Source organism: Verrucomicrobiia bacterium, assembly GCA_035577545.1.
GTDB lineage: Bacteria > Verrucomicrobiota > Verrucomicrobiia > Palsa-1439 > Palsa-1439 > Palsa-1439.
Genome location: DATLVI010000041.1, coordinates 93,604 through 118,139 on the forward strand (window position 1 = coordinate 93,604; position 24,536 = coordinate 118,139).

16 protein-coding genes and 1 tRNA gene are annotated in these 24,536 nt (G+C 58.4%); 7 read left to right on the forward strand and 10 right to left on the reverse strand.

Features of this window, described 5'->3' with window-relative positions; genetic code table 11:
* Window positions 1-407: 407 nt before the first annotated feature.
* The 4 genes from VNL17_15260 to VNL17_15275 form a co-directional block, all read right to left on the reverse strand.
* Window positions 408-1,220, reverse strand: coding sequence for a prepilin-type N-terminal cleavage/methylation domain-containing protein (locus VNL17_15260; protein ID HXI85440.1), 813 nt, complete (start codon window positions 1,218-1,220; stop codon window positions 408-410).
* Between the two features lie 124 nt (window positions 1,221-1,344).
* Window positions 1,345-8,487, reverse strand: a complete 7,143-nt coding sequence (locus tag VNL17_15265) for an autotransporter-associated beta strand repeat-containing protein (GenBank protein HXI85441.1) — start codon at window positions 8,485-8,487, stop codon at window positions 1,345-1,347.
* Between the two features lie 462 nt (window positions 8,488-8,949).
* Window positions 8,950-12,129, reverse strand: coding sequence for a glycoside hydrolase family 2 TIM barrel-domain containing protein (locus VNL17_15270; protein HXI85442.1), 3,180 nt, complete (start codon window positions 12,127-12,129; stop codon window positions 8,950-8,952).
* A 94-nt stretch (window positions 12,130-12,223) separates the two neighbouring features.
* Window positions 12,224-13,018, reverse strand: coding sequence for a PEP-CTERM sorting domain-containing protein (locus tag VNL17_15275; protein ID HXI85443.1), 795 nt, complete (start codon window positions 13,016-13,018; stop codon window positions 12,224-12,226).
* Window positions 13,019-13,310: 292 nt separating this feature from the next.
* On the opposite strand from VNL17_15275, the gene VNL17_15280 reads away from it, so the two are divergent.
* Complete coding sequence (locus VNL17_15280; protein HXI85444.1) at window positions 13,311-14,366, forward strand: LacI family DNA-binding transcriptional regulator; 1,056 nt, start codon at window positions 13,311-13,313, stop codon at window positions 14,364-14,366.
* A 96-nt stretch (window positions 14,367-14,462) separates the two neighbouring features.
* Here VNL17_15280 and VNL17_15285 read toward each other — a convergent pair.
* From VNL17_15285 to VNL17_15305, 5 genes are all read right to left on the reverse strand, one after another.
* Window positions 14,463-14,549: transfer RNA gene (locus VNL17_15285), tRNA-Leu, on the reverse strand.
* Window positions 14,550-14,616: 67 nt separating this feature from the next.
* Window positions 14,617-15,594, reverse strand: coding sequence for a hypothetical protein (locus VNL17_15290; protein ID HXI85445.1), 978 nt, complete (start codon window positions 15,592-15,594; stop codon window positions 14,617-14,619).
* A gap of 27 nt (window positions 15,595-15,621) precedes the next feature.
* On the reverse strand, window positions 15,622-17,100 hold the full coding sequence (locus tag VNL17_15295; protein ID HXI85446.1) for a sigma-70 family RNA polymerase sigma factor: 1,479 nt from the start codon (window positions 17,098-17,100) through the stop codon (window positions 15,622-15,624).
* 76 nt (window positions 17,101-17,176) lie between these two features.
* Window positions 17,177-18,175: a hypothetical protein gene (locus VNL17_15300; GenBank protein ID HXI85447.1), complete on the reverse strand. Its 999-nt coding sequence runs from the start codon at window positions 18,173-18,175 to the stop codon at window positions 17,177-17,179.
* A gap of 490 nt (window positions 18,176-18,665) precedes the next feature.
* Window positions 18,666-19,331 carry a PEP-CTERM sorting domain-containing protein gene (locus VNL17_15305; GenBank protein ID HXI85448.1) on the reverse strand — a complete coding sequence of 222 codons (666 nt, stop codon included), beginning with the start codon at window positions 19,329-19,331 and terminating at the stop codon, window positions 18,666-18,668.
* Window positions 19,332-19,627: 296 nt separating this feature from the next.
* On the opposite strand from VNL17_15305, the gene VNL17_15310 reads away from it, so the two are divergent.
* From VNL17_15310 to VNL17_15330, 5 genes are all read left to right on the forward strand, one after another.
* A complete protein-coding gene (locus VNL17_15310) occupies window positions 19,628-20,296 on the forward strand; it encodes a carbonic anhydrase (protein HXI85449.1) in 669 nt (222 codons plus the stop codon).
* A gap of 413 nt (window positions 20,297-20,709) precedes the next feature.
* Complete coding sequence (locus tag VNL17_15315) at window positions 20,710-21,285, forward strand: hypothetical protein (protein HXI85450.1); 576 nt, start codon at window positions 20,710-20,712, stop codon at window positions 21,283-21,285.
* A gap of 62 nt (window positions 21,286-21,347) precedes the next feature.
* On the forward strand, window positions 21,348-22,106 hold the full coding sequence (locus tag VNL17_15320) for a BON domain-containing protein (protein HXI85451.1): 759 nt from the start codon (window positions 21,348-21,350) through the stop codon (window positions 22,104-22,106).
* A gap of 93 nt (window positions 22,107-22,199) precedes the next feature.
* On the forward strand, window positions 22,200-22,349 hold the full coding sequence (locus tag VNL17_15325; protein ID HXI85452.1) for a lmo0937 family membrane protein: 150 nt from the start codon (window positions 22,200-22,202) through the stop codon (window positions 22,347-22,349).
* A gap of 30 nt (window positions 22,350-22,379) precedes the next feature.
* Window positions 22,380-22,595: a DUF3185 domain-containing protein gene (locus tag VNL17_15330; GenBank protein HXI85453.1), complete on the forward strand. Its 216-nt coding sequence runs from the start codon at window positions 22,380-22,382 to the stop codon at window positions 22,593-22,595.
* Window positions 22,596-22,720: 125 nt separating this feature from the next.
* Here the strand turns inward: VNL17_15330 and VNL17_15335 are convergent, their stop codons facing one another.
* On the reverse strand, window positions 22,721-23,326 hold the full coding sequence (locus tag VNL17_15335) for a zinc ribbon domain-containing protein (protein ID HXI85454.1): 606 nt from the start codon (window positions 23,324-23,326) through the stop codon (window positions 22,721-22,723).
* A gap of 508 nt (window positions 23,327-23,834) precedes the next feature.
* Here VNL17_15335 and VNL17_15340 point away from each other — a divergent pair.
* Window positions 23,835-24,506, forward strand: coding sequence for a hypothetical protein (locus VNL17_15340; protein ID HXI85455.1), 672 nt, complete (start codon window positions 23,835-23,837; stop codon window positions 24,504-24,506).
* Window positions 24,507-24,536 lie beyond the last annotated feature (30 nt).

A 24,536-nucleotide genomic window follows, 5' to 3' on the forward strand; every position in this document is an offset into this window, starting at 1 on the left:
GCGGCGATATCCCAGAGTAGATGCAGCTCGTGGCTATTGGCGCGGGCGGGTTGTTGTACATGGCACTGCCGCTATCAATACGGCAATATAGTTGGTGCGCCTTGCAGGAGTCGAACCTACAACCTAGTGATGAAGAGAGTGACAAATCCCTTCGCAACGGGCACGGACCGTTGCATCTTGAGATCGATGCTTGACGAGGTGCACCCGTACCCGGTGTTGAAGAGTTCCTCCGACGAATAGCCCGGCAGACAGACAATTAGAATCGTTGCGTGGTGTGACCCAAACAAGAACGTTCCGCTGGTGCCAAGCGCGAGCCCCAGCTACGTTTCGGAGCCCAAGTTGTAGAATCAGTTCTCCGGCCCGAGCGGAACAGCAATTGCCCCCCGTTACGTCTCATACCGAGCGATTTACCACCAGAAAAGCACGCCGGCGTCAACGTTGCCCCCCGCTGTATAGCGAACCTTCATTGCTTCCTTATTTCTCCATTCGACGTGCCCATCGGTGTAACAGAGGTTGGAGCCCATCGGCTGGCCGTTCGGTCCCATATGCGCCGATTGGTTGACTCCGCCACCGGGAATGCTGCTTGTGCGGGTAAACGGGCCGCCGTTGCCATCCTGAAGGACAGCGTCGCAGAGTAACAACTGTGGATTGCGATTGGGGTCCGCACTGTTTATGACGTCATAGACGAATGCGTATCTCGTCGCGTCCGCGGTAGTGTTCGGATTGTATTGTTTGAATGTAGTATTGTTGGGTCCCGCAGCCCAACCAGTCGTCCCACCGGCCGGCGTGCCGCTGGTGTCCACCCGCTGAACCAGCAGCCAGTAGCCGGCGCTGGTGCCGCCGCAGGCCGTGCAGTTCCAGAAAACGTCCAGATTGTGACTCGGATTGCTGGGGTCGTAGGCGGAAGCGCGGGTCAATCCGTAATGCTTCACCAAATCATCGCTGGTTCCCGGGGTGCCGATTCCGACAGTGGCGTCCGAGGCCATGTCCCAGAGCCAGCCGCCACCGGCGTTGGGGGTGATAATGAACACCTTGTTGTCATGATCCTGGGCAAACATTGTCCACGCCTGGCCGAAATTGCGCTCGTTGGCGACGCATTGTGCCCGCAGGGCGCTCCGGCGCGAGTTCGCCAACGCCGGCAACAACAGCGCGGCCAGGATTCCGATGATGGCGATGACCACCAGTAGTTCAATTAGTGTGAAGCCATCCTTTCTTCGCATAATCAATTCTCCAAAATCCGAGCGCACTCGGCGGTCGCTTCACCGAGTTGTGAACACAGGCTTCTGTTGTTGCTCAACCTACCTACTGCCACACGACTGCGCTCAATCATGTCGATGTCCCTTATTACGGCACCAATACGCGAACACGGTAGTATCGCGATGGGGTGTTCGTCGCCCCGCCCGGATCCACCATATTGGTCACCGCACCGAGGCCCGTCCCACCGCTCAGAATGTTGGTCTGGCCGGTGCTTGCGAAGTTGTTGCTGCTATAGCTGCCGTTGACCGTGCCCGTGGTGAACTCCAGCACGTTGGTGCGCGACGCGATGCCGGGCGACCACGTGCTGTCGCCGTTGGCTCCCAGATAGGTCACGTTGATGTCATTGCCTGCCTTGACGGTGCTGATGATGTGCAGATACGCGGCGTTGCTGGTCGGGTCGAAGCCCGCCAGGAACTCGTTGGTGTTGCTCATGCCGTCCCCGTCCGGATCCGCGCCGCCCAGAGAATTCGGACCGCCGCCGGGGAAGTAATGCGTTTGCCACGAGGTGAACGGATCCGCCGCGGCACCCACCACCAGCACGATGCGATTGTTGATCGTGTCGTTGGAAATCGTGCCCGAGAAGCCGCCTGGCAACGAACCCACGTTCAGCGTGTTGTTGATCAGGCTGAAGTATGTGAGGATCGTATAGTTGCCCGCAGCGAAGCCGCCGGCATCCGTGACGTTGAGCGTGCCGGCCAATGTCAACTGGCCGTTGACCACTGTCTGGTCGCTGTTGGTGCCCAACCCGTACGCCAGGATTGAGGAAGTGTTCAGCACGAGATTGCCCTGGACCGTGAGCGTCCCGGTCGCGGCTGAACCGCCGGGCGACAAGGTCGCGCCATTGGCAATTGTTGCATTGCCCTTGACCGTGCCGCCACCGGCCAGGGTCTGGCCGACGACAAACGTCATCCCGCCGCCGGTACGACCGCTGACATCCAGCGTCCCGCCACTGGATACGGTGATCGTCGGGCTATTGCTAATCGAGCCGCCGCCGGAAATCGCCAGGGTGCCGTTATTGATCGTGGTGACGCCCGTGTAGGTGTTGGTGCCGGAGAGCGTCCACAGGCCGCTGCCAGCCTTGGTGACTGAGGAGGTGTTGTTGTTATCCGAAATCGTACCAACGATGGCGCCCAACCCGCTGGTTGAGCCTTGCAGCGTCAATGTATGGGCTTGGCCGCCGGCAGAGTTAATATCGATCACCGGGCCGAATTGTAACAGCCCTGTCCCCGATTGATCAATGACGCCGCCGCCCGAGCCTCCCGCGCGGAGGTTGATGATCCGGGTGCCAACATCGCCCGATCCGATATAGAGCAGCGTGCCTGGAAGATTTCCCCCGCCGAAACTGATGGTCCCGCCCACGCCGAGGTTGGCGAGGCTGCTCACAATGAGGGTGCCGTTTCTCACATAGCTTTCGCCCGTATAGGTATTAGCGACGCTCAGCACCCAAACGTTGGTGCCATCCTTGGTGACAGAGGTCGCGTTCGTCGCATTCCCGTTGACGTTGTCGCTAATCACCGTGGCGACTTCGCCCGTGCCGGGACCCGAGCCTTGCACGAACAGTGTATGGATCGTGGTGCCATCCGCGAAAAAGTCCCCGTTCAATGTCAGCGACCCGGTCCCTGACACGTCAAAAGCCCCGGTGCCACTGCTATTGAGATGAATCTCTCGGAAGTTGGAATCGACGCCCGTTCCGATGTAACGCAGTACTCCGACGCCGGCGGTCGAACCGAAGGTGACCGCCTGTCCCGCGCCCACGCCGCCGGGGCCAAAGGAGTCGCCAATGGTCGTCACCACAACGGTGCCGTTGACAATGTTCAGGTTACCCCCGAAGTTGTTGTTGCCCAACAGCGCCAGCGTGCCGGCCCCGGCCTTGTTGAGCGAGCCCGACCCGCTAATCACGCCCGCAACGGTCAATGTGTTGGTCAATACCACCCCGTTGGTCAATGTGCTGGAGTTGACGGTCACCTGCACGGGGACGGGCTTCGTCACGGCGCCAGTGCCGAGATTCAAGTTGGTCATCGAGCCGGCGTAGGTGAAATCGCCATTCCAAGTCTGCGGATTGTTGTTCGCGATGGTGATATCGTTGCTCGTGGTAACGTCAATCGTGCTGCCGCCGTTGATGGTAAACGTCCCGGCGGCCGCCCCCAGCGCTCCCGCGTTGTTGATGTTCAACTGGCCGGCCGAGAGTGTCGTGCCACCCGAGTGCTTGTTGCTGCTGACGAGCGTGAACGTGCCAGCGCCCACCTTGACCAACGCCAGGGTACCCGCGGTGTTCTGCACGACACCGGAGAAGGTAGAACTGGAACCGCCGCCGCCGACCGTCAGAACAGCCGCACCCGCTGTGGTGCTGTCCACGATACCGCTGCCTGACAGGCCGTTGATGGTATTACTATGGCCGGCCAGATCCAGCGTGGCGTTGAGCACCACGCTTCCCAGACCCGGGCCGCCGGGGATGGCGTTGTCGAGGCCGACCCGCACCGTGCCACTGTTGATCGTTGTGTCCCCACTATAAGTGTTCTTATTACTCAGGATCGCCAAGCCACCGCCGTTGACGGTCAGACTGGCAAACCCGCTGATCGCCGCGCCACTGAAGGTGTAGGTCTTTGTTATGTTCGAGATGATGACAGCCGCGGGCACCACGTCGGACACGATTTTCACCGAAGTCGTGGCTGCCGAGTCGTCGAACTGCACCAAGCCGCCATCGCCATAGATCGATAGCACATTGTTGACAGTCCAGTTCGGCGTAGTTTCGATGTCCCAATTGGCGTTATTGACGCTGCCTGTCCAGAGCTGAGTCCCAAAGTTGAGCACGGTCAGGTAGATCGTGTTGGTAATGGTGGTCAAGGTGGCCGTCATGCCCCCGGGTGGCGAGAAGGTGTTGCTGCCGGCCCCGGCCAGCGTGGTGTAATGGATCAACGGATACGAGCTGTTTGTGACGAAATTTCCACCGATAATCTTGAGCCGGTCAGTGCCATTGAGCGTGTACGTTCCAACCATCAGCGGCGGGACGTTCGAGTTGCTCAGGGCATTGAATTCAATCGTCGCACCGGTCGTGACGCCCAACGTGAGATTGGTCGGCGACCATTGGCTCGTATTGGCGGCGGTCACGCGCAACGAAGCGCCATCGGCTACGGTTACCGCGCCGATGCTGGTCTGCGTCGCGGGGGCGACAAGTTTGCCGGCGGTGACGACCGTCGTGCCGCTATAGGTATTCGTCCCGGTAAGCGTCAGAACGCCGGTGCCCAGCTTGGTCAGGCCACCACCGCCGCCACCGTCCAACAGGGACTGTCCGATCGTGATGTTAAAGCCGCTATCGTCGATCATGGCTCCAGCCGACTGGACCGTGGCTGTCGTCAAACCGGTCATGAACGCCGGATGAGTGCCACTGGCCTTGAGCGTGCCGCCATTGAAGTTGAAAATGGAGGTGCCGTTGGTCCCGCCCAGGTTTTGATTGACGTTGGTGGTGATCAGCGTTCCCCCGTTCAGATTGACCGTGCCCAGGGCCGTTGCGGCGTTCCCGATAATCAGTCCGTCGTTGCCTGCAACGACCATCAGACCGCTGCTGGCAACCATCAACGTGCCCGTGCCGGCTTCACCGACGACCGTATGGGCGAGAGGATTGGCTTGTATGACGGAGCCGCCGGAGACGTTCAGCGTGCCCCCCTGCACTTCCCCGATGAGCGTCGGGTGCTGGCGGCCGACGGAAAGGAAGTTCGAGAACACGGCACTGCCACCGGTGACGTTCAACACGCCGCTGTTCCAACCGCCAATCCACGCGTTGCCCGCGTTGGGGACAAGCAGAGTCCCGCCGCTGAGGTTGTAGGTACCCGAACCCTTGTTGCCGGTCAGGTTCATAGACCCGCCGATATCGAAGACCGGGTCGCCGGTTCCAGTCACCTTCACCGAGCCACCCGATTGATTCACAACGCCTTGCGCTGCCGAGCCGGCATTGAAGGCCGAACCCAAAAACATACGGCTGGCAACAACGGTCGCGTTGTTTGATATATACAGCGTCCCCATGCTGGCATCCTGATCGCCGATATTAAAGTCAGCAGTTTCGGTGAACGAAGCGTTGCCCTGCAACGTCATCGTGCCGTTGTCGGTTCCGTTCTGGCCGACGTCGGAGAAAGCGGTGTTGCTGATAACACCACCGGTATCCACCACGAGCGTGCCGGCGTGTACGAATGTGCTGCCGGTGTAGGAATTCGAGGCGGTGAGAGTGACCGTGCCGCTGGTGGTCTTGCTCAGTCCGGCTGTGCCGCCGAGTTTGGCGCTGACGGCGCCGCTTTGCAACCCGTAGGACGAACCGGTCAGGACACCGACCGTGCCGGTGATGGTGCCGCTGACGAGCGTGACCGCGGCCACCGTGTCGTTGTTGGTGGAAATGTCCACCGTGGCGTTACTGATGGTGAGGGAACCGGCACTGGCGAGCGCTCCGGCAATGCCAAGCTGCAGCGTACCGCCATTGACGGTGGTGCCCCCCGTGTACGTGCTCACGCCCTTCAGGACGGTCGTGCCAGTTCCTGCGAGGGTCAGTCCGTTGCCGCCACCGGCACCGCCGGAAATCGGCGAACTGACGATGAAGGGATTGCTGCCGTTGTTGACCCAGGTCTGGTTAAAGCCCAAGGCGTAACCGTTGGCGTTGATGGTAACGGACCCCGCGCCGGAATCAATTGTGATACCGTTGATATTGGTCAGTGTATTGGCTCCCGATATGGTCACGTTGCTGGCCGTCGAGAATTCCAAGGTATTAATGGCGAAATCGGCTCCCAACGTCGTGGCGAAGTTACCGGCATTGGTCGTCGCGAACGTCACGGCTGACGGCGCACCCGGGGGAGACGATAGGTTGTTTGTGCCAGTTGAGTCTGGCGACCAGTCGGCCGCATTGTTCCAAGTTGCGCCAGCGCCGCCCTGCCAGAACGCCGTAGGAGGAAGCGATGATGTGACCTGCACAAACAGGTCGCCGCTAATGACCGCAAGGGTGAATCCGAAAGGACCCGATGGTGTAGCGCCAAGAATGAAGGCATTCGTATTGGCGAGACCGCCACCAGTGATCAGCCTGTAATTACCCACCGTGCCAAAGCCGCCGGCTTGGGAGAGATTGACTGTATTGAGTCCAGAGACTGCGAGACTGCCCCCGGCGACCACAGTATTGTTGGTTGCGGTCAGGCCGCCGAGCGAGAAATTGAGAGTGTTGTTATTCAGCGTCACACCATTGCTGACGATCAAGGTGGCTGCCACGCTGTTCGACAGGTTCATCAAGGCGCCGCTGCCCATGCTGACCGAGCCACTGATCGTGCTCGCACCCGATCCGCCAAGGCCGAGGCCACTGCCAACCGTGACAGAACCGCCGAGCTTGGCGCCACTCACCCTCAAGGTGCCATTGGCGACCGTGGTCAGACCCGTGTAGGTGTTGGCGCCGCTCAGGGTCAGTGTGCCGGCGCCGTTCTTGGTCAATCCGCCGCTGGCGCTGGTCCCGGCACCAAGCGTCGCAGTGAGCGTGCCGTTAGTGCTGCCACCGCCAAGGAGTGTGATGGTCGGAGTGCTGGTGAAGCCGTCGCCAGGGTCCGTGATCGTGATGGTACTAATCGTGCCGCTTCCATCCCAGTTCGCAACGGCCGTCGCCGGTACGGTGGGGTTGCCGCCCGAGATCTGGACGAGTGGCGCGCCGATGTAGCCGGTGGCCCCGCTGACCGCGATGCTGACGACTCCGGTTCCTGTCGGAGCCAGCAATGATTGCCCGATAGTGACCGCAGTGCCGTTGTCATCGAGCGTCAAGCCCCCACTGTACATGGTGGCCCGGGTAAGCCCGGCGAGAAAATTGGCATTGTTTACGAGCGCCTTCAACGTGCCGCCATTGAAATTGAGGTAGCCGATCGGTGATTGGACCGCACCCTGAACAATGTTCGACGTCTGCAAGAACCCGCCGCTGTTAAGATTCAAGATTGCGACACGGCCAGCATCGATTGCCCCAGGGGTGCTTACGCTCGTGCCAAGGCCGACCCCTCCTGTCAAGCTTACGCTGCCCGTTCCCGAAATCGTCACTGTGTTCGTCGCGTGTCCCCCCTTGCCGCCAATGCCCATGCACAGGTTATTCGCCCCTCCCGTGGCCGGTGCGGTCGCCGTAAGAGTACCGCCGGAAATGTAAAGGACCGTGTTACCGCCGGGATCCGTCCCGGCATTAGCGTTGTCGTTCAGGCTCACCGTCAGTCCATTGACGTTTACCGACCCGGTGTTACTGAGGTAAAAGAGAAATCCCGACCCGGTGCCGCCCTGCGCCTGGCCGACACGCCAACGGTTGACGCCAGTCACGGTGAAAGACCCGCCCGACATATTGTAAAACCCGTAGTTGGTGCCTGTGCTCGGGGTGTCCGAGCCCATCTTCAGGTTCTGGCTAACCGTAATAGAACCGCCATTCTGGTTCAGAACGCCCACCGAGTTTGGGATATTGCCAACGAAAATATTTTGATTGTTAACTGTAGTAAGATTAATGAACGCACCAGGAAGGACATTAGCGACCCCGATTGGAGTCCCATTTGGCGCACCCACACTAAGACCAACGTTATTGACAGCACTAGCGCCATTTTGGTACGAACCGGTAAGATTCAGCGTGCCGTTACTCACAACAATCGAGCCACTGGCGGTATCGTTCCCGCTCAGCGTCAGGGTCCCCGTGCCCACCTTGATAAGCGTGAGTGTGCCGCCGCCGTTTGACAAGGTGTTGGTGATCGTCGTGCTGCCCGAACCACCAACAAAAAGATTCTTGTTACCCGCAGCTCCGCCGGTGCCGCCCGTGATTCCGCCCGCGATCGTCAACGACTGACCGGAGTTGTTGGCGAGAAAGTAATTACTGGCGGGCGCATTTGTGCCGAGAGTGAGACTGGAGTTAACCAACTGTGGTTTGATGACTGTTGAGTTCACGGTGACGATACCATTATTCTGTAAGGTAAGCGTCTCGCTGCCTATCGTCCCCACGCCAATCGTGTACGCTGCCGCGCTTGAGGTGTCGAAGACGATATTGCTGATCGTGATGCCCGCTGTGGTGAGGTCGATGTTTGTATTGTTATTACCCGCCCCGTTAAACGTCGCCGTGTCGTTGACGCCCGGTGCCGGTGACGCGCTCCAATTGGTATTGTTAGACCATACCGCGTCCGTGGTCCCGTTCCACGTCGCACTTGTCGCGCGCGAAGTCGGCGGCGCAGCCAGCGCCGTTGCAAGCCCCAAACTCAAGGCAAGGCGCTTGGAAAAAAAAGACACTTTGAAAGATAAATCTGCGGTTTTCATAGGCTGCCTCACCCTATCCCTTCGTGCCTTCCCGATTGTGCAAACAAAAACAGACACGTCAATTCACCGTGGTTTCAACTACTTTCCACATCGAAGCATCACTTATGCCCTAAACCCGTTGAACCGTATAGATTTCTAACTCGATTGTGACTTGGAAGCGAGCTGAATTTTACGCACACTTGTGCGAAGCATACCTTGGCCTATGGTTCCTCCAGAATCCTCACCACAATCTTCCGATCTCTGTCCCCGCTCAAGCGAGGGGCTACTCTTCCGCGTTTTCGGCACAATCCGTAGAGCTAAACTCGAAATCTGGTGTTGTCGTGAATCTTTCCGACATAGTTTGATATCGTTGAGGCTATTGGCCCAGCCAATCGTGTCTCAGCAGGGTCCGTGATGCACACGGCGCTTCTACGGGCCGAGGCGGATGCGGTAGTAACGGTCCGGACTGTTAGTGCCAGCACCCGAATCGAAATAATTGGTCGTCGCGTCTCCGCTGCCCAAGATGGTGATTGGGCCACTGATATCGGTGAAGTTGGTGGCGTAATTACCGCCGACGTCGCCGCCCGTAACCTGCACCACATTGGTAGACCCACCGCCCGTCCTCCATGTAATCACTACGTCATTGCTTTGCAGCACGACGCTGAGAATACGGAACACGGAAGCCGGATTCGTGGGGTTCAGGCCCAGCAGGAACTGGTTGGTGTTGCTCATCCCTTTCCCCAATGGATCCGCATTGGGTTGAGCCTGCGGACAGGCCAGACAGCCGAAGTAGTTCGTCTGCCACGACTGAAACGCCGACAACGGAGTGGCGCCTGCAAAGCCGGACATCGCGCTCTCCCCATTGGTGCCTACGGCCGTGACGGTATAGAAGTAGTTACTGCCATCCACTACGGCCGTGTCCGCATAAGACGTAGTGGCGGCCAGACTCGCCAGCAAACCGTATGGCCCGCCGCTGCCTGTCGTTGAGCGATAGACTTTGTTCGTCGTGATGCCCGGGGTGCTGGACTGCACCCACATCAGGTTCACGACCGCATCGCCTGCGGTTGCCACCAAGCTGGTCGGGGCGGACGGAGGCAGAGGCCCGGGGCCGTAAATCTGGCATTCATAAAAACTGGCGAATCCTCCGGCGGCGGTGGTGCCCGTCACCGTGATCCGAACATACCGGGTTGTGGCGGAGAGGGTGTTGGTCGTATCCCCGAACGTCGTATTATTCGTGTTGGCCACGAGGAGGGTGTAGTTCGTATCGTCATTACTGGCCTCGATCTTGTATTTGTAAGCCCGAGTACTGCTGTTGAACCAATTGATGACCGCGTTGGTAATGGGCTGAACGGATCCCAGATCCACCCTCCACCATTGCGGATAAGTCCCGTCGGCAGCTGCCCATCGGGTGGTGAGGCTGCCATCATTGCCGTGCGACGGGTCATTGCCGGCCTGGAAGCCGCTGGCGGTCACCGGTTTGCCTTGGGACAACAGACCAGGCGGAGGAGGCGGAGCCGCCGCCACGACCCATACCAGTGAATCGGTCACCGTAGTGCTGCCCACGGTACCGATGGCGCTGACGTTATTGGTGCCGTTCTGCAACGTCACCGGCCAGAGGAACGTATTGCTGCTGCTCGTGGCCGTTCCTTGTGACACGCCATTCACGAAAAGTTGTACGGAACCGCAATTGGAGTAGGCTTTGGCCGTGATGTTGGCGATGCGATTCGTGAACGTGTGGCCGGCGATATAGACCATCGCGTTGGTGGTCCAGCTCGCCTTGTAAAAGTAAAAGGCATCCTTGCGAATCTGCCGGTCGTAGGTGATGAGGCCCTTGTCGTTGCGGCCGGCGGTGTCGCCCTCGCTGCGGCCGTCCGCGGCGAAATCGAACCCGTTCCAGACCAATTTGCACCACAGAAACGGCCGCGCTTTCATTTGCGCCCAGGTCTGCTCATGCAGCAGATTCTGGTACTCCTCGGGATGGTACGGACCAGCGTTGGCCGGTTCGCTGACCGGGTCTTCACTGTGCTGCCAGACGCTCGCGCCGGCCCCGTACTCGGTGATGCCCATCTTGCGGGTTGGATACGTGGCGTGGAAATTATCAGCCCAGCCCCCGAAGTCGGTCGCGGCGCCGTTATACCAGCCGTAATATTTGTTGAAGGCAATCACCTGGGTATTGGTCGTTGTCGGATCATTATCCCCGGTATTGGCGGCTTCGGTCAAAATCCGCGTCGGGTCTTCCTGCCCCACTAGTTGGCTCTCCAGGTTGATGAGAGTGATCGGTGACGGGCCGGCTTGAAGCGTTACCTCATTATAGATACTCCAGCAAATCACCGAAGGATGGTTGTATCGTTGCCGAATCATCTCCCGCAGTTGCTGTAAGGTGTTGGTATAAAACGCTGCAGACGCGGTAATGAAATCGATGACCGGGACTTCGCTCCAGACGCAAAGGCCAGCTTGATCCGCCAGTTGATATTCGTAGTCATTGTGCTCGTAATGGCTCATGCGCAGGAAGGTGCCACCGATTTCCTTGAGAAGCGCGAAATTTGCATCGCGTTGGCCATTCGTCAACGCCCATCCATAGTTGAGCCAGTCCTGGTGCATATTCACGCCGTGGAGGTCATAGTGCTGGCCGTTGAGGAAAAAGCCGTTATTCGGGTCCACGCTGAAATAGCGGAACCCGAGCGGCTGGCTCACGAGATCGGTCAGGTTCGATCCGTTGTAAACCTCGACGAACGTTTGATAGAGATACGGATCGGAAAGGCCATTCCAGAGATGCGGGTTGGAAATGACCGTGCTCCCGACGACGTTGGAAACCGAACTGGCCGAAAGTGTCACGATGTTCGTCAACACCGTTACGATATTAGTCGCCGCGTCAGTGACGATAGTCCGAACCATCACGGTCGCTGCGCCGGGATTGGCGTTGGAAACAACGGCGGTGACCTGAAGGTTCGCGGAGTTCGAACTGACGCTGGTGGTCGTTAGATACACTCCGGGCGAACCATAATCCAGGGGAGAAACCTGCAGCGGATCAGTTGTCAGCAAATGCACGTCGCGGTAGATGCCCCCGAAGAAGGTGAAATCCGCATTGAGGGGCGCTATGCCGTTTGTGGAGGTGTTATTGACTTGGACTGCGATGACGTTGTCCGTGCCGATATTGACGTAGGGCGTGGCGTCAAAAACAAAAGCTGCGAACCCCCCTCCATGGTCGCCAAGTCTATTGCCGTTGACGTAGACGACCGAAACGATGTTCGCTCCGTCGAATTTCAGGAACAAGCGCTTTCCCACTTCGTTGGTGCTGACTGTGTAGTGCAGGCGATACCAGCCGATGCCGCGGTAGTAATTATTGCCTCCATCCTGTCCATCGAGATTGTTCCACGTGTGCGGCAAATTCAGCAACGTCCACGTGGAATCGTCGAAGCCGTTCGTTTGTGCGCCGGCGACGTCCTGCCGGATGAATCGCCAACCCGCATCGAGATTGATGTCTTCGCGTGGGTTGGATGGCGGCGAATATGTCTGACCGAAAACAGCCGGAGTCGAAACGGCAAGTGCTGCCGTAAAAAGGAATATGAAGATTCGTAACCGTTGAACAATGGCGTTGTTGTCAGTCATGGCTTCAGGTCCTGGCGACAGTCTTTGTTATAAACAAGCGGGGCGGACCGGCAGCGGTTCGCCCCGTTGGAAAAACACAGCTTTTACCACTCGCTCAGGCTTTGCGAGAACGGTGCAGGCCCAACAGCGCGCCCAGACCGATGAATACCAACGCCACGCTGCTTGGTTCGGGAACGAAGGCGACACCATCGATTTCGTACGTATCAAAGCGGCGGGTCTGAATTCCCCCGACACCGTTGGTGTCGACAGAAGGGTCAGAATACAGCCCGAATGCCGTGATGGGGTCCGTGGGAAGGTCTGATCCCAGAGCGCTGCCGAGCGTCAAAGTGGAACCAGCGGTGAAATTCAACGAGAGCCAGGCGCTGGCGGCATTTGTCCAGTTAAAGATCATCTGTTGCCCGCTGGTGGCGAAAGCCCCGGCATTCGCAATGTTGTTAGTCTGAACCAGGTTCGTGGACGAGGCATACCAGTTACCATCCATCTGGATGGCAATGCGCCACCCGGGAATTGGATTTGCGAAGCTGTTCGGGTTGTTGCTGGTATTACCGCTGAAGAAGGAGATGCTCCCAATGTTCCAAATGCTCTGATTCACGGCATACTCGGACGTGGTGATAAGCACGTTGTTGCTGACCGCCAAGAAGCCGCTGACGAACGGGAAGCCATTGGTGTTTCCATCGCTGGGACCGGCATTGACATTGGTGATGCTGCCGCCAGAGGGTTTGCCCACAGAGCTGCCATCACCGAAATTGTTCACAGAGACCGAGGCATCTGACTGGGCAGTTGTTGACCAATATCCCGACCATCCGACATAGGCGAGATTGGTATTGGCGGCACCCGCTGTTCTGCTAAATGTTTCGCGGTAAATAACGTCCGCGCGTGTTACTTGCATGCAGAGCAGGGCTACTCCTGCCAATAGGACGAATTTCTTTAAAGAAGACATTTTTTGGTCCCTCACCTTAGTTGAGTTAATCATGTATCCCTCTCCCTCTATTAGCCCTACCGCTCTCGCATGCGGCATTCATGATCCCGAGTCGAACTCGGTGACCCGTCGTCAGAGTTGAAATACCTCGCCTCGAACGGGCACCTTTCTAACAAGGGAGAGACTTTGAAACAAGCCATTTCCTACGCACACTTGTGCGATGCGCGGATTTGGTGTACACTGGCACCCAGAATTGCTCGCTATGGCACCATCTCCCTCCAACGCCCGCGTCACGTTGTCGGATATCGCGCGCCAGCTCAACGTCAGCCATACGACGGTTTCCCGCGCATTGCGCGATGACCGGCAGATCTCCAAGTCTCTTCGCCAGCAGGTGCAACGGACAGCGCAGGAGATGGGTTACCGCCCGGATGCGATGCTCAGCGCGCTGGCGCATTATCGCCGCAGCAACACGGCATCGCGCATCACGGCCGAGATTGCCTGGATCAACCATTGGCCCGATCCGAAGAAACTTCGTCGCGTTGGGGACTACGATCTCTTTTGGCAAGGCGCGGCCGCCGAGGCCGATCGGAACGGCTACCGGTTGGAAGAATTTCCTCTGGACGAGAAGATGCCGCCCGAACGGCTGGAGAGAATCCTGTTGGCCCGCAACGTGCCCGGTATACTGATTCCGCCGTGGTGGCACGGAAAGTACCCGGACTGGGGCGATTTTCACTGGGAGAGATTTTGCGTGGTCTGCTTCGGCCACACCATTCACGCGCCACGCGTGCATCTGGCTTCCTCCGATCAGTTCTTCGATAGTGTTCTAGCCTACGAAAGCATTCGGAAGAATGGTTATCAACGCATTGGGATGGTGACGAACGCCACGGTCGGAACACGGCTGCGGTTTCTGGCCGGCTACTTGTTCGCACAGTCACAGGATCTCGCGAGCTTGCGACTTCCTCCGCTGCTGTTTCCCGTAAGTTCAAGCCAGGAGAACCAACCGAAATTAGTTGCCTGGCTAAAGCGAACCAAGCCGGATGCGATCTTCACCGATCAGGCAGCGTTGCGCGACATGCTCGTCAACGCCGGCTACCGTGTGCCACAAGACATCGGTCTGGCCAGGACCAGTGTGATGGCCGGCGGCAGCGACGCGGGCATTTATCAAAACTCCAATGAAATCGGCAGGGTCGCGATCCAACTGCTCATCTCACTGATCCACCACAACGAGCGTGGCGTCCCACGCTTGCGCCGCGAGCTTATGGTCGAGGGCGAATGGGCCGACGGTAGCACGCTGCCCCCGCGGCACATCAGCCCGTAGCACGTTTCCTCATACAGGGAAAACTCCTTCCCTCACTTGCCAGCGTCGGAAGCAGGCGGTTCGTCGAGTGGCGGGCGAGACCCAGGGGTTTTGAGTTGGTGCGGACGAGAGGAGTTGAACCTCCATGACCTTGCGGTCACAGCCTTCTGAGGGCTGCGCGTCTGCCAGTTTCGCCACGTCCGCGCACCAGATGGTTGGAATATAGCGGGCACCGTTTCGACACGCAACGGTAAACCGCGCGGGTAATTTCCTACGGACCGGTCGCAGCGGCGGGCGCCGGCGCGGCGTTCTTGCTTCCAAACATTTGTGCGGCCATTTTCATACCGGCTGCCGCCATGTTGTTCATCTGCTGCTGGACTTTCGTGAATTGCTCGAGCTGCGCAGGCGTCAGAATCGCCGCGGCGCGTTCGGAATTGCGCTGCTGCAATTGCTCCATCTGCTTCAGCATGTCGGCCATACCTTGTTCGGTAAACTTAGCCGGATCGGGAGTTTGGTTGTTCAAGGACGACAGGGACGGCAACGCCTTGCGCTCCTCGGCCATCGCTGCGATCAAACTTTCTTCCTGTTGATCCGTCAACGTGGCGTCCGCTGGCAATGAACCTTTGAACATCTGCACCGACATCCGGTCCGCCGCGGTCTTCTCGTATTCCTGAAAAACCGGATAGTCCTGCGTGCCAAGCAAGTCCTGAATCTTCTTGTCATAGTCGGTCTTGACCGTCTTGGCGTCCTCCGCGGCCTGTTTTCGATCCGCCGCGGAACCGTTCATCATGGACATTCCCGAATCCATCAATGCCGTTTGTCGTTGCAAGAGCAGTTCCTTGAGCGCGTCCATATCATTCGTGGAAAGATTCAGATATTTGGAGAGTGACCCGTACATTCCATCGATGCCTATCTTGTGCTGGGCACGCATCATCTCTTTCATCTGCGGACTCTTCATCATCTCCGCCATCCCGGCAAAAGGACTGTTCGTCGCCCCCGCGCTGGGCGCTGCCTGAGGAACGGGCGCCGGCACAGCCACGGGTTCAACCGGTTTCGCTTCCGGTAATGGCGTCGTCTCTTCCGCCACTGGCGCGGGTTGTGACATCGCTTTGACCCTCTCCGCCATCGAGGACACCATCATCCGCTTCTGTTCCTGCAGCATCCCAATCTCATGGCTCTGCATCGCAACCGCAATCGCCAGCGCCATCACGGCCGCGACCAACATTCCGATCACAATATTTTTCTTCATGGGATTATCCGCTTTATTCTAAAAGTCTCACGGCTTCGTCGGCAATCGATCAACCTTCTCATGATACCAAGCCAGCATCCACAGTAACACTCCATAAGCCACCACGATGCCCAGATTGAAACCAATGATAGTCCCTGCAGTGGTTACATTCGGGGGTCCCCGGAAAACTGAGAGGTTGTAAAACACCAGCGTGAACACCCCGAACATGCCTGCAAACCTCGCCCACGTACTAAAGCGTGCGTCAAAACGTGGTTGATGCTTCCAAGCACGGATGTTCCGAAACAAAGACACCGCACAAATGCCCAAATACAGTAACGCCCGAATCCAGTGCCCACTGATAGCTTTCGAGAACGCCAGCGCCACGAAGACGACGATGCCGATCGCGAAGGCCAGTGACGCATACGAATTTGCCTTGGAACCGCCCTGCCCTGCCTTCAGCGAAAACCCTTCTCGTTTTCCCTCGGCCATCCATTCCGCCGCCACCCAGGTGCCATCCTCAATTTGGATCTGTTTCCGCCGCCGATTTTTGTACTCCGCCGCCACGATTGAGTAGACAGCCAGTGCAAATGCCAACACCGCGACGGTCACGTCAAGGGTCTGCTGATCCATGTGCCGAACCGTGTCGCGCAACGCAAGTCCTATGAAGATACCGACAACCAACACCACCATCGAAACCCAGGTCGAACGCACCATGTACTTCCGTTCACGTGGAGACTTGGTATTTTCAATGTTGGCGCGAATGGCAAAATAGAAACTACCGAGAAGACCCCACACTCCACCGCTCACAAGACTCGCCGCCGACTTCGTCATGGTGGCGCCTTTCGCCGCGGCAACACCCGCCGTAACAATCTTCGTCGAGGTTGCGACTGCCGGGAGCCCCGCGAGGACACCCGCCGTAAAGCCACTGCCCGGCGTCGTCTGCCGCAAAGCCCCTTCCACAAATGCCGTGACCTGCTCCGTCAACATCGCACGTCCGCGCGAGAGCCGTTGCTTCACGGCGTCTTCGTTCAAGTCCAGCGCCTCGGCGACCTCCGCCACGGATTGCTGCTGCCGGTAGAACAACACCAACGGTTCCCGGTATGCCGTCGGCAATTCACCCAATGACCGCCACAAAATGGCTTCCTCTTCCCTGCTAATAACCTGCTCGCGCGGCGAAGGTACGCCGGAGGAAATTTCGGCTACTGAATCCAAACTTTCAGCGTGAACCGTCGGTGCGCGCTTGTCCTGTCGAAACGAATTATTTGCTACATTCCGTGCGATGCCGCAGAGCCAGGACTTGAGCTTGCCGGGTTCCTGCAGGTTGCGCAGTTGGCACCACGCCGTGATGAACGTCACCTGTGCCAGGTCTTCACTGCCCTGCAGGTTACCGCAAGCGCTGTAGGTCAGCGCGCAGATGAGCGACTGGTACCGCTCCACAATCGACCCGAACGCCTCGCGATCACCGCCGCAGCTGCGCTCGACCAGTTCCACATCACTGAACAATTCCTTTTCAAGGGTAGTTTTCATACTCACACTACCAGTGGTCCACGGCGGGCATAAGGTGACAGAGAAACTGCACAGCCCCTAAAAAACAGGTCTGCGCTCACGGCAACGGTTTCCCTTGCACCTTCCCGGCAAGGCGCCGCATGGCTACTTCCTCGCCCAGGTTCAACACATCATCAAAATAACGCACCATCTCGGTCTCCGTGGCCATATCCGCCACGTTGCGATCGACCGACGATACCAACGCCTTGATTTCCTCCCGACGATGGTCCACTTCGACACCCCGCATCGAAACCTCCGCGCTCGTTTGCCCCTCCACGCCCGCCATCGTCGCCGCGCGCTCCAGTGTCTGCCCCACCAACTCCGTCAGCAGATACATCGGCCGCTCCTGCATCGCCCGCGCGACTCCCACCACGAATGGCGCCGCCGCCTTCTCAATCGGCTGTTCCGTCAACTCGCGCGCGATCCCGAGCACGGGCGTCTCGGGCGCAAACCCCAACCGCCGCGCCGCGTACGGCGAATACCCTGCGGTCTCCAGCAGGCGAATCCGCGCCCGCGCCGCCTCGACCCCGTAATCGCGGTAGTGGATCGTCCGCGACGCCGGCACCTTCAACTCCGCAAACCCCTTCGACTCCCACTGCAGCAATCTCAGCTCCACCAGCCACGGCACCCCGTTGCCCTCATCACTTTTCTCCACGAGATGCAACAGGGGCCGCGCGACTTCCTCATCGCGTTGCTGCGCCGCCGCGCACGCATAGCGCAACGCCACCATCGTATTCGTCCCGCTCGCCTCCAGCGCCGAGGCAAACAGCTCCCGTTTGAGGGGCCAGTTATTGATCAACTCCGCCGCACCCCATACCACCTGGAAATCATTCGTCGCCTGCAGCGCCGTCCGCTGGATCAAACGCCGATCGACCTGCGTCACCTTCATCAGTTCCGCCGTCTCCAGTTGTCCCGTCATCCGCCGCATCCGATCCACTCGCCGAAAATCTTCATACGTCGGCAACCCCTGCGCCGAACCTGCCGGGGCAAAAGCGCAGAACCCCAAACTGAGAACGCCGATGATCAGCAGCACCTTTTTATGTATACGTAGTCCCATCAGTCTCCGTAGAACGGGCGTCCCGCCCGTTTATACCCTCCTCCACGCGTCAAAACGACCCTGGAAACCCCTCTCCGGTGGGTTCGTTTTGGAAAACGAACCCACCGATCTGTCTCGCCTTTTTCTCGCACAACCAATTTATTCATAGCCACTTCCAACAAAACTCCCGTCAAAAAGCGGTGGGTTCGTTTGGTAGTATGGCACGTTTCTTTCACCCCTTGTCCCTTTGTAGCCACGGCGCTCTGTCGCCGTGCTGGCCCCCCTGAAAGTTGTGTTGAACGTTGGGAGTTGAGGGTTCATTTGTTCAATCCCCGCATCATACCATTATCGGAATCCGATGTCCAGAACAAAGGTATGTCGATAACAAGCCGCAGTAGTAATGGCCGACCAGAAGGGTAAATGGGATCACAGACTTAATCAGCGCGTAGACTGGAATGCGAAAGTACTACCAGGTGTGTTGGGAAAACTGCCGGTCGGCACGTCGTCACCGTCACGAACGTCGGCGTCGCAGCAAGGCCAGGCCGCTGAATCCCGCCGCCACCAGGACCATTGCGCTGGGCTCGGGAACCTGCGTGAAAGTCTGGTCGATTGTCGAAATGCTCGAGAAGGCCGGCACCGTCGCGGTCAGGCTCACGTTCTTGTTGATGGTCAGGAGCGGCTGCGGCGGGACGATTGCCAAACTCGCTGACGACACGGTGGATGTCTGCGTGGCGAAAACGCTCATCTGCCCGTAAAACGTATTGTTGGTGAAGACCTGCTCGGTGACCTGCGCCGTACCCGCCCCGCCCACCACCACTCCATTGAACAGCAGATTCGCCGCGGAAATCAGGTTCAGCGAATTCGTCACGCTTACCTGATACCCCAGGGTCATGGCCATTGGGGTGCCGGACGATACAAAGGGGCCGCTGAATCGAATGCCGAAGTCGCCGTTCTCCGTGATCGGCGTCACGTTCACCTGGTTCGCTTGGTAATCTCCGCTGATCGTGAAATCCGTGAACGCCTTGTCACCGACGACGATGGTTTGCCCATTGGTTAGGTTCGCCATGCTGACGGGTGGCCCATCGACGATTTGCGCGTCAGAAACCGGTGCGTGCGTGATGAAAAGGGCGGTTGACAGACAAATCGCCCAAGAAAGTAATCGGTTGGTTGTCATCATTGATCCCTTGTGCCCCTATTAGCATTGTGAAGCCCGAAAGCTTCTCCTACCCAAATTCTAGACGTGCAGATAGTGTAGTGGACACCCCACCGCGAGTCAAGCTCGAAACAATTCGACAAAATTAGCCGCAACAGCTTCAACCGCAACCAGATAAAGCCAGAAAATAGAGATCTCGCCGGCTCATTAGTCGTGAACATTCGATCATAGCGCCGCCTGAGAGCCAGTGCTCCTTGCGATTTCTGACTTGTTGCGCCCTCGCCGGGGTGTGAGGATGTGTGTCACGGAAAGGGCTGGTCATGACAACAAAATACAGCCGTCTCGTTGGTCTCGGCGCACTAATCTTTCTCACAGCGGCCCTCTACGCCGGCTACGCGGCTGGACCCGCTACCGTTACCGCCGACGAGGCCCTCGCGCGACTCAAGGCGGGCAACGAACGCTTTGTCACCGGCAAGGTCATCCATCCGAACGAGGGCGCTGATCGACGCGCCGAGGTCGCCAAGGGACAAGACCCGTTCGCCATTATCGTCGGCTGCTCGGACTCGCGGGTCGGACCCGAGGTCGTGTTCGATCAGGGTCTTGGCGATCTCTTCGTGATCCGCACGGCCGGCAACGTTGTCGATGACGTCGCCCTCGGAAGCATCGAATACGCCGCCGACCATCTTGGCGTGCCGCTAATTCTCGTGCTGGGACACACCCGCTGTGGAGCCGTGTCAGCTGCGGTCGCTGGCGGCGAGGCGCCGGGCCACGTCGCGTCCGTCGTCAAGAAGATCAAGCCCGCAGTGGAGGAAACCAAGGGAAAGCCCGGCGACGCCCTGGACAACGCCGTCCGCGCCAATGTGCACCATGTCGTCAATCAACTCCGCAACACCGCCCCGATTCTCTCCGGCCTGGTCAAGTCCGGCAAACTCCGCGTGGTCGGCGCGTGCTACGATCTCGACACCGGCCGCGTCGCGTTGCTGGAGTGATGTTGGACGGCGCTGACCGTGGGCCGCCTCCGCTTGAAAGGTAGGGCGTGACCGCCGGGCGCGCCGCGTCGTTCATTCTCTCCCTCTCCGACTTCCCCCTTTCACTTTCCCTGGGTACTCGGCTACTAGGCTACATGGCTACTTGGCTACCGAATCCTAATCCCCCCGCAGTACCTGGTTTCAAACAAGGGGGCGCGGCTGGCGAATAGGAATCCTTCCTAAGGATAATCTGGCATCCGAGCCTGTATACTACCATTCTCGCCAGGACGTATATTACAAGTGTTGGTACAGCGACCGAGGGAATCACTAGGAGAACACCGGCTGACAATCCGGGTCTGCGCTGGTTGATGTACCTGTGGCCTCGCAGCCCGAGCCGGGAACAATCACAGGTGCCAGACGAAAGGAGTCAAGTCATGCCTACAGGAAGCTCAGGGATGATGGAAACGGTCAAGAATGGGATTGTTACCGCGGTCAAAGGGGGCGGTGACATCGCCAAGGTGACGGCGGATACGGTCGGCAGCACGCTCTCCACAACCCTCAAGGATGCTGGCAACGTGGGCGCGTCGGCGACCGAAGCCATTGGCCACGTTGCGGGCGGCGCGATCCAGGGTGCCGCAGACGTCGGGGCTCACTTGGGGCATGCTGCGAGCGGAACCGTAGTCGGGGTGCTGCGCGGCACCAAACATGTTGGCAGCGCGGCCATCGACACCATCGGCCATACGGCCGGGGCGGTGATCCACCACACGGCCGCGGTAGGCGGTAAACTCGAACATGCTGCCACCGGTCTGGTGGAAGGGGCGATCCAATCCGCCAAAGGCATCGGCGTGAGCGCAGAAGACGCTGCTTCGGCCGCGGCCCATGGGGCATTGAAAGGCGCCGAGAAAGTGAGCTCCACCGCATTGAACGCGGTCCGCAACGCCGTAACCCAGAGCATCTCCGGCGTCAAAGCCGTGCTGAAAGAACCGTTCAAAAGCAAAGGAGAGAAATAGACACGTCTGTCCTGAACGATCGGAAACGAGGATCCAAACCTCGGTGGAATGAAAGGAGTAAAATGAGAACTCTGTATTCAATGATGCTGAAGACAGTTGCAGTCATTGTGTTGGCCACCTCCATGTCCGTGCAGGCGTCCGAGATGGATGCCCGTATCCAGTCATCCGCCAAGAAGACGTACGTGTTCAAGACGTACCTCAAGGGCGATGACATTAAGATCGAGTCCAACGACGGTGTCGTCACCTTGACGGGGACGGTCGCCGAGGACTCTCACAAATCACTGGCCCAGAATACCGTGGCAAGCCTGCCCGGCGTTAAGAGTGTGGATAATCGTCTCGAAGTCAAAGGCGAACATCCCACCGAGAACTCGGATACGTGGGTCAGCATGAAAGTGAAGGGCGCCCTGTTGTTTCATCGCAACGTCAGCGCCAGCCAGACTGAGGTTTCGGTCGCGGATGGCATTGTGACCCTGCGCGGCGAAGCCGCCACCCAGGCCCAAAAGGACCTGACCACCGAATATGCCAAGGACGTCGATGGCGTCAAAGACGTAAAGAACGAAATGACGGTGGCCAAGGACTCGAAGAAGTCCGGGGAAACAATGGGCAAGAAAATCGATGACGCGTCCATCACTGCCCAGGTCAAGATGGCTCTGCTGTCACATCGCTCGACCAGTGCGCTCAATACCACGGTCACAACGACCGACGGTGTGGTCACTTTGGGTGGCAAGGCGAAGAACTCCGCCGAGAAGGACCTGGTCACCAAGCTTGTGGCCGACATAAACGGCGTGAAGAATGTCGTCAACAACATGAGCGTCGAATAGGACGCATCTAACACCAGGTATTCGTGGATCGCTGTCGGCCGGTGCGGGTGCGCCGGCCGGCAACGAACCCGAGGAACCCGGAAGGAGAATCAAATGTTGTACACGATTGCCGTCATACTAATTATTCTGTGGCTGCTGGGACTGGTGAGCAGTTACACGATGGGCGGGTTTATTAATATCCTGCTGGTGATCGCCATTATTATGGTTCTGGTCAGGGTCATTCAGGGCCGCAGAGTCCTGTAAGAAACGGTTACCCAAAAAAATCGGAGGCTCATGATGAATACACGAATGATTGCCATGATACTGATCGCCTTCGGCATCGTGGTGCTCGCATACTCGGGCATCACGTACAAGACCAGTGGGAAGCCCGCCAATGTCCTCGGTGTGGAAGTGCAGACAACCCACACTCACTATATTCCCCCAGTGGCCGGGGCGCTGGCACTGGCCGGCGGAATCGCCCTGCTGCTCGGCAGATCCAAAACGGTCTGATGGATGAGCCGAGCGAAGCCGGTTTCCGTTTCGCCCTGTCTCGTCCGCCGTAGCTTCAGCGAAGGAGGAAGCACGAGGTGCGCCGGCAGATGCCTTCTGCCTTTCCTCTTTTGCCGAAGGCCGCCCTACTTGAGGAACTCCGGATGCTGATGCCCATCGCAGGTCGCGCTGGCGTAACGACGACCGTTGGTGAAAATGGTGACGGTGGCCACCGGATCGTCACCGTGTTTCTGGCGCAGCGCTGCATAGGTGGCACCAATGGCGAGCGCACCGAGCTTGGCACCAAGCTTGTTCATGATCCCGCCCGACATGTCCTGGGCGACATTAATCAGGCAAATCCCGTCGCTGGCGCGCACTTCTGCAGTCATACCGTCCTGTCGATACGCCGCGACAACAAACGCTTCAAAATCCGAATCATACGATTTTGGCATGCGCAGTTCGCGTTGCGCTTGTTCCCAGGTGTCTGTGCGTTGGAAGCCATGAAACACAGTGAAGGTCAGGACGACCACACCAACAACGGCCACGATGGGCCATAGCAGTTTGACCCAGGTCGAAACCCTGTCCCCTGTGGCCGTTTGCGCGGCCAGCTCACGAGTCAGTCCCAACGGACCGGCTCGTGCAGCTTTGCCGGAGGGAAAGACATATCCGCAGTGCCGGCAGATACCGACATCGGGCCTGAGGGTTTGGCCGCAATCAGGACATTGTTTTCCCTGCTCGCCTGAATCTGGCATGCTGTCGCGTCTCCCGCCGGATGTTGCGGATGTTCACTCTCCCGCCGCACCTCGATTCGGCAATCGCGATTGTTCACTCCCTCTAAGCGATGCGATTCAATTAAGGGGCGGTTTCCTTAGTATCGAGCGCGCTAACAAGCCCTATTAGACTTCCTGGGAAATCGTAAGGAAAGCACAAAATAACTCCGACAAATGCGCCCAGACCTGTATTCATAGGGAATTTACGTTTGCCGCAGTTGCGCCATCGCTCGCAATCGCATGGGCCTACGGAGGTCAGGAAGTTTAGGCCGAATAGCTTTCGCCCTCCATGCAGCAGCGCAACGCCGTCGCCCACCTACTTCGCGCCCTTCAGCTTGTCCGCCGTAGCCTTGGCGGAGGAGGATGCCTTCGTGGTGAACTTTACACTCCGCCCACTTGAGCGTTGAGCGTTAAGATGTTCCCCCTTGAATAAATCCACATCGAGAGTAGTCTCATCGTAGTAGGTAGGTAAGCAGAATGGAGTGCATATATGAAACAATCCTCAAAATTTCTCGTAATCGCAGCCGTAGCGCTCGGGACCAGCCTCTTGGGCTCGAAAACAACCTACGCCCAACAACACAGCAGCTTTGGCAGCGGTGGGTCGCATAGCGGAGGCGGCGGATTCCATGGCGGCAGTGGCGGATTCCACGGTGGCGGTGGATTTCGCGGCGGGGATTTCCATGGTGGCGGATTTCGGGGTGGCGGGTTCCGTGGTGGTGGATTCCGAGGCAGTTTCTTCTTTGGCTTCCCGTTTGCGTACGCGCCGTACCCGTACTACTACGACCCGTATTATTATTCCCCACCCCCGTATTACTACGCGCCGACCTATTATTCACCGCCTGTGGTCTACGATTCACCGCCAGCAGTCGCCTACGATCCGCCTGCACCGGCGCCAAAAGTAATCGACATCCCGCAACAACAGTCTGCGAACCGTCCACCGCCACCCCCAATCCAGCGTGGTGGCGAGGGGCAATCGATCGGCGTGGCCGATGTAAAAGCGCTGGCAAACACGGGACTCAGTGACGAAGTCATTCTGAGCCACATCCGCAATTCCCAGACGGTCTATCGCCTGTCGACAGCCGAAATCATCGACCTCAAGAACAGCGGCGTCAGCGACAAAGTAATCGACTTCATGATCAACACGCCAAGCGCGTATCGTTAAACACAAGCTTCGGATCGCGCCTTCAGCTTG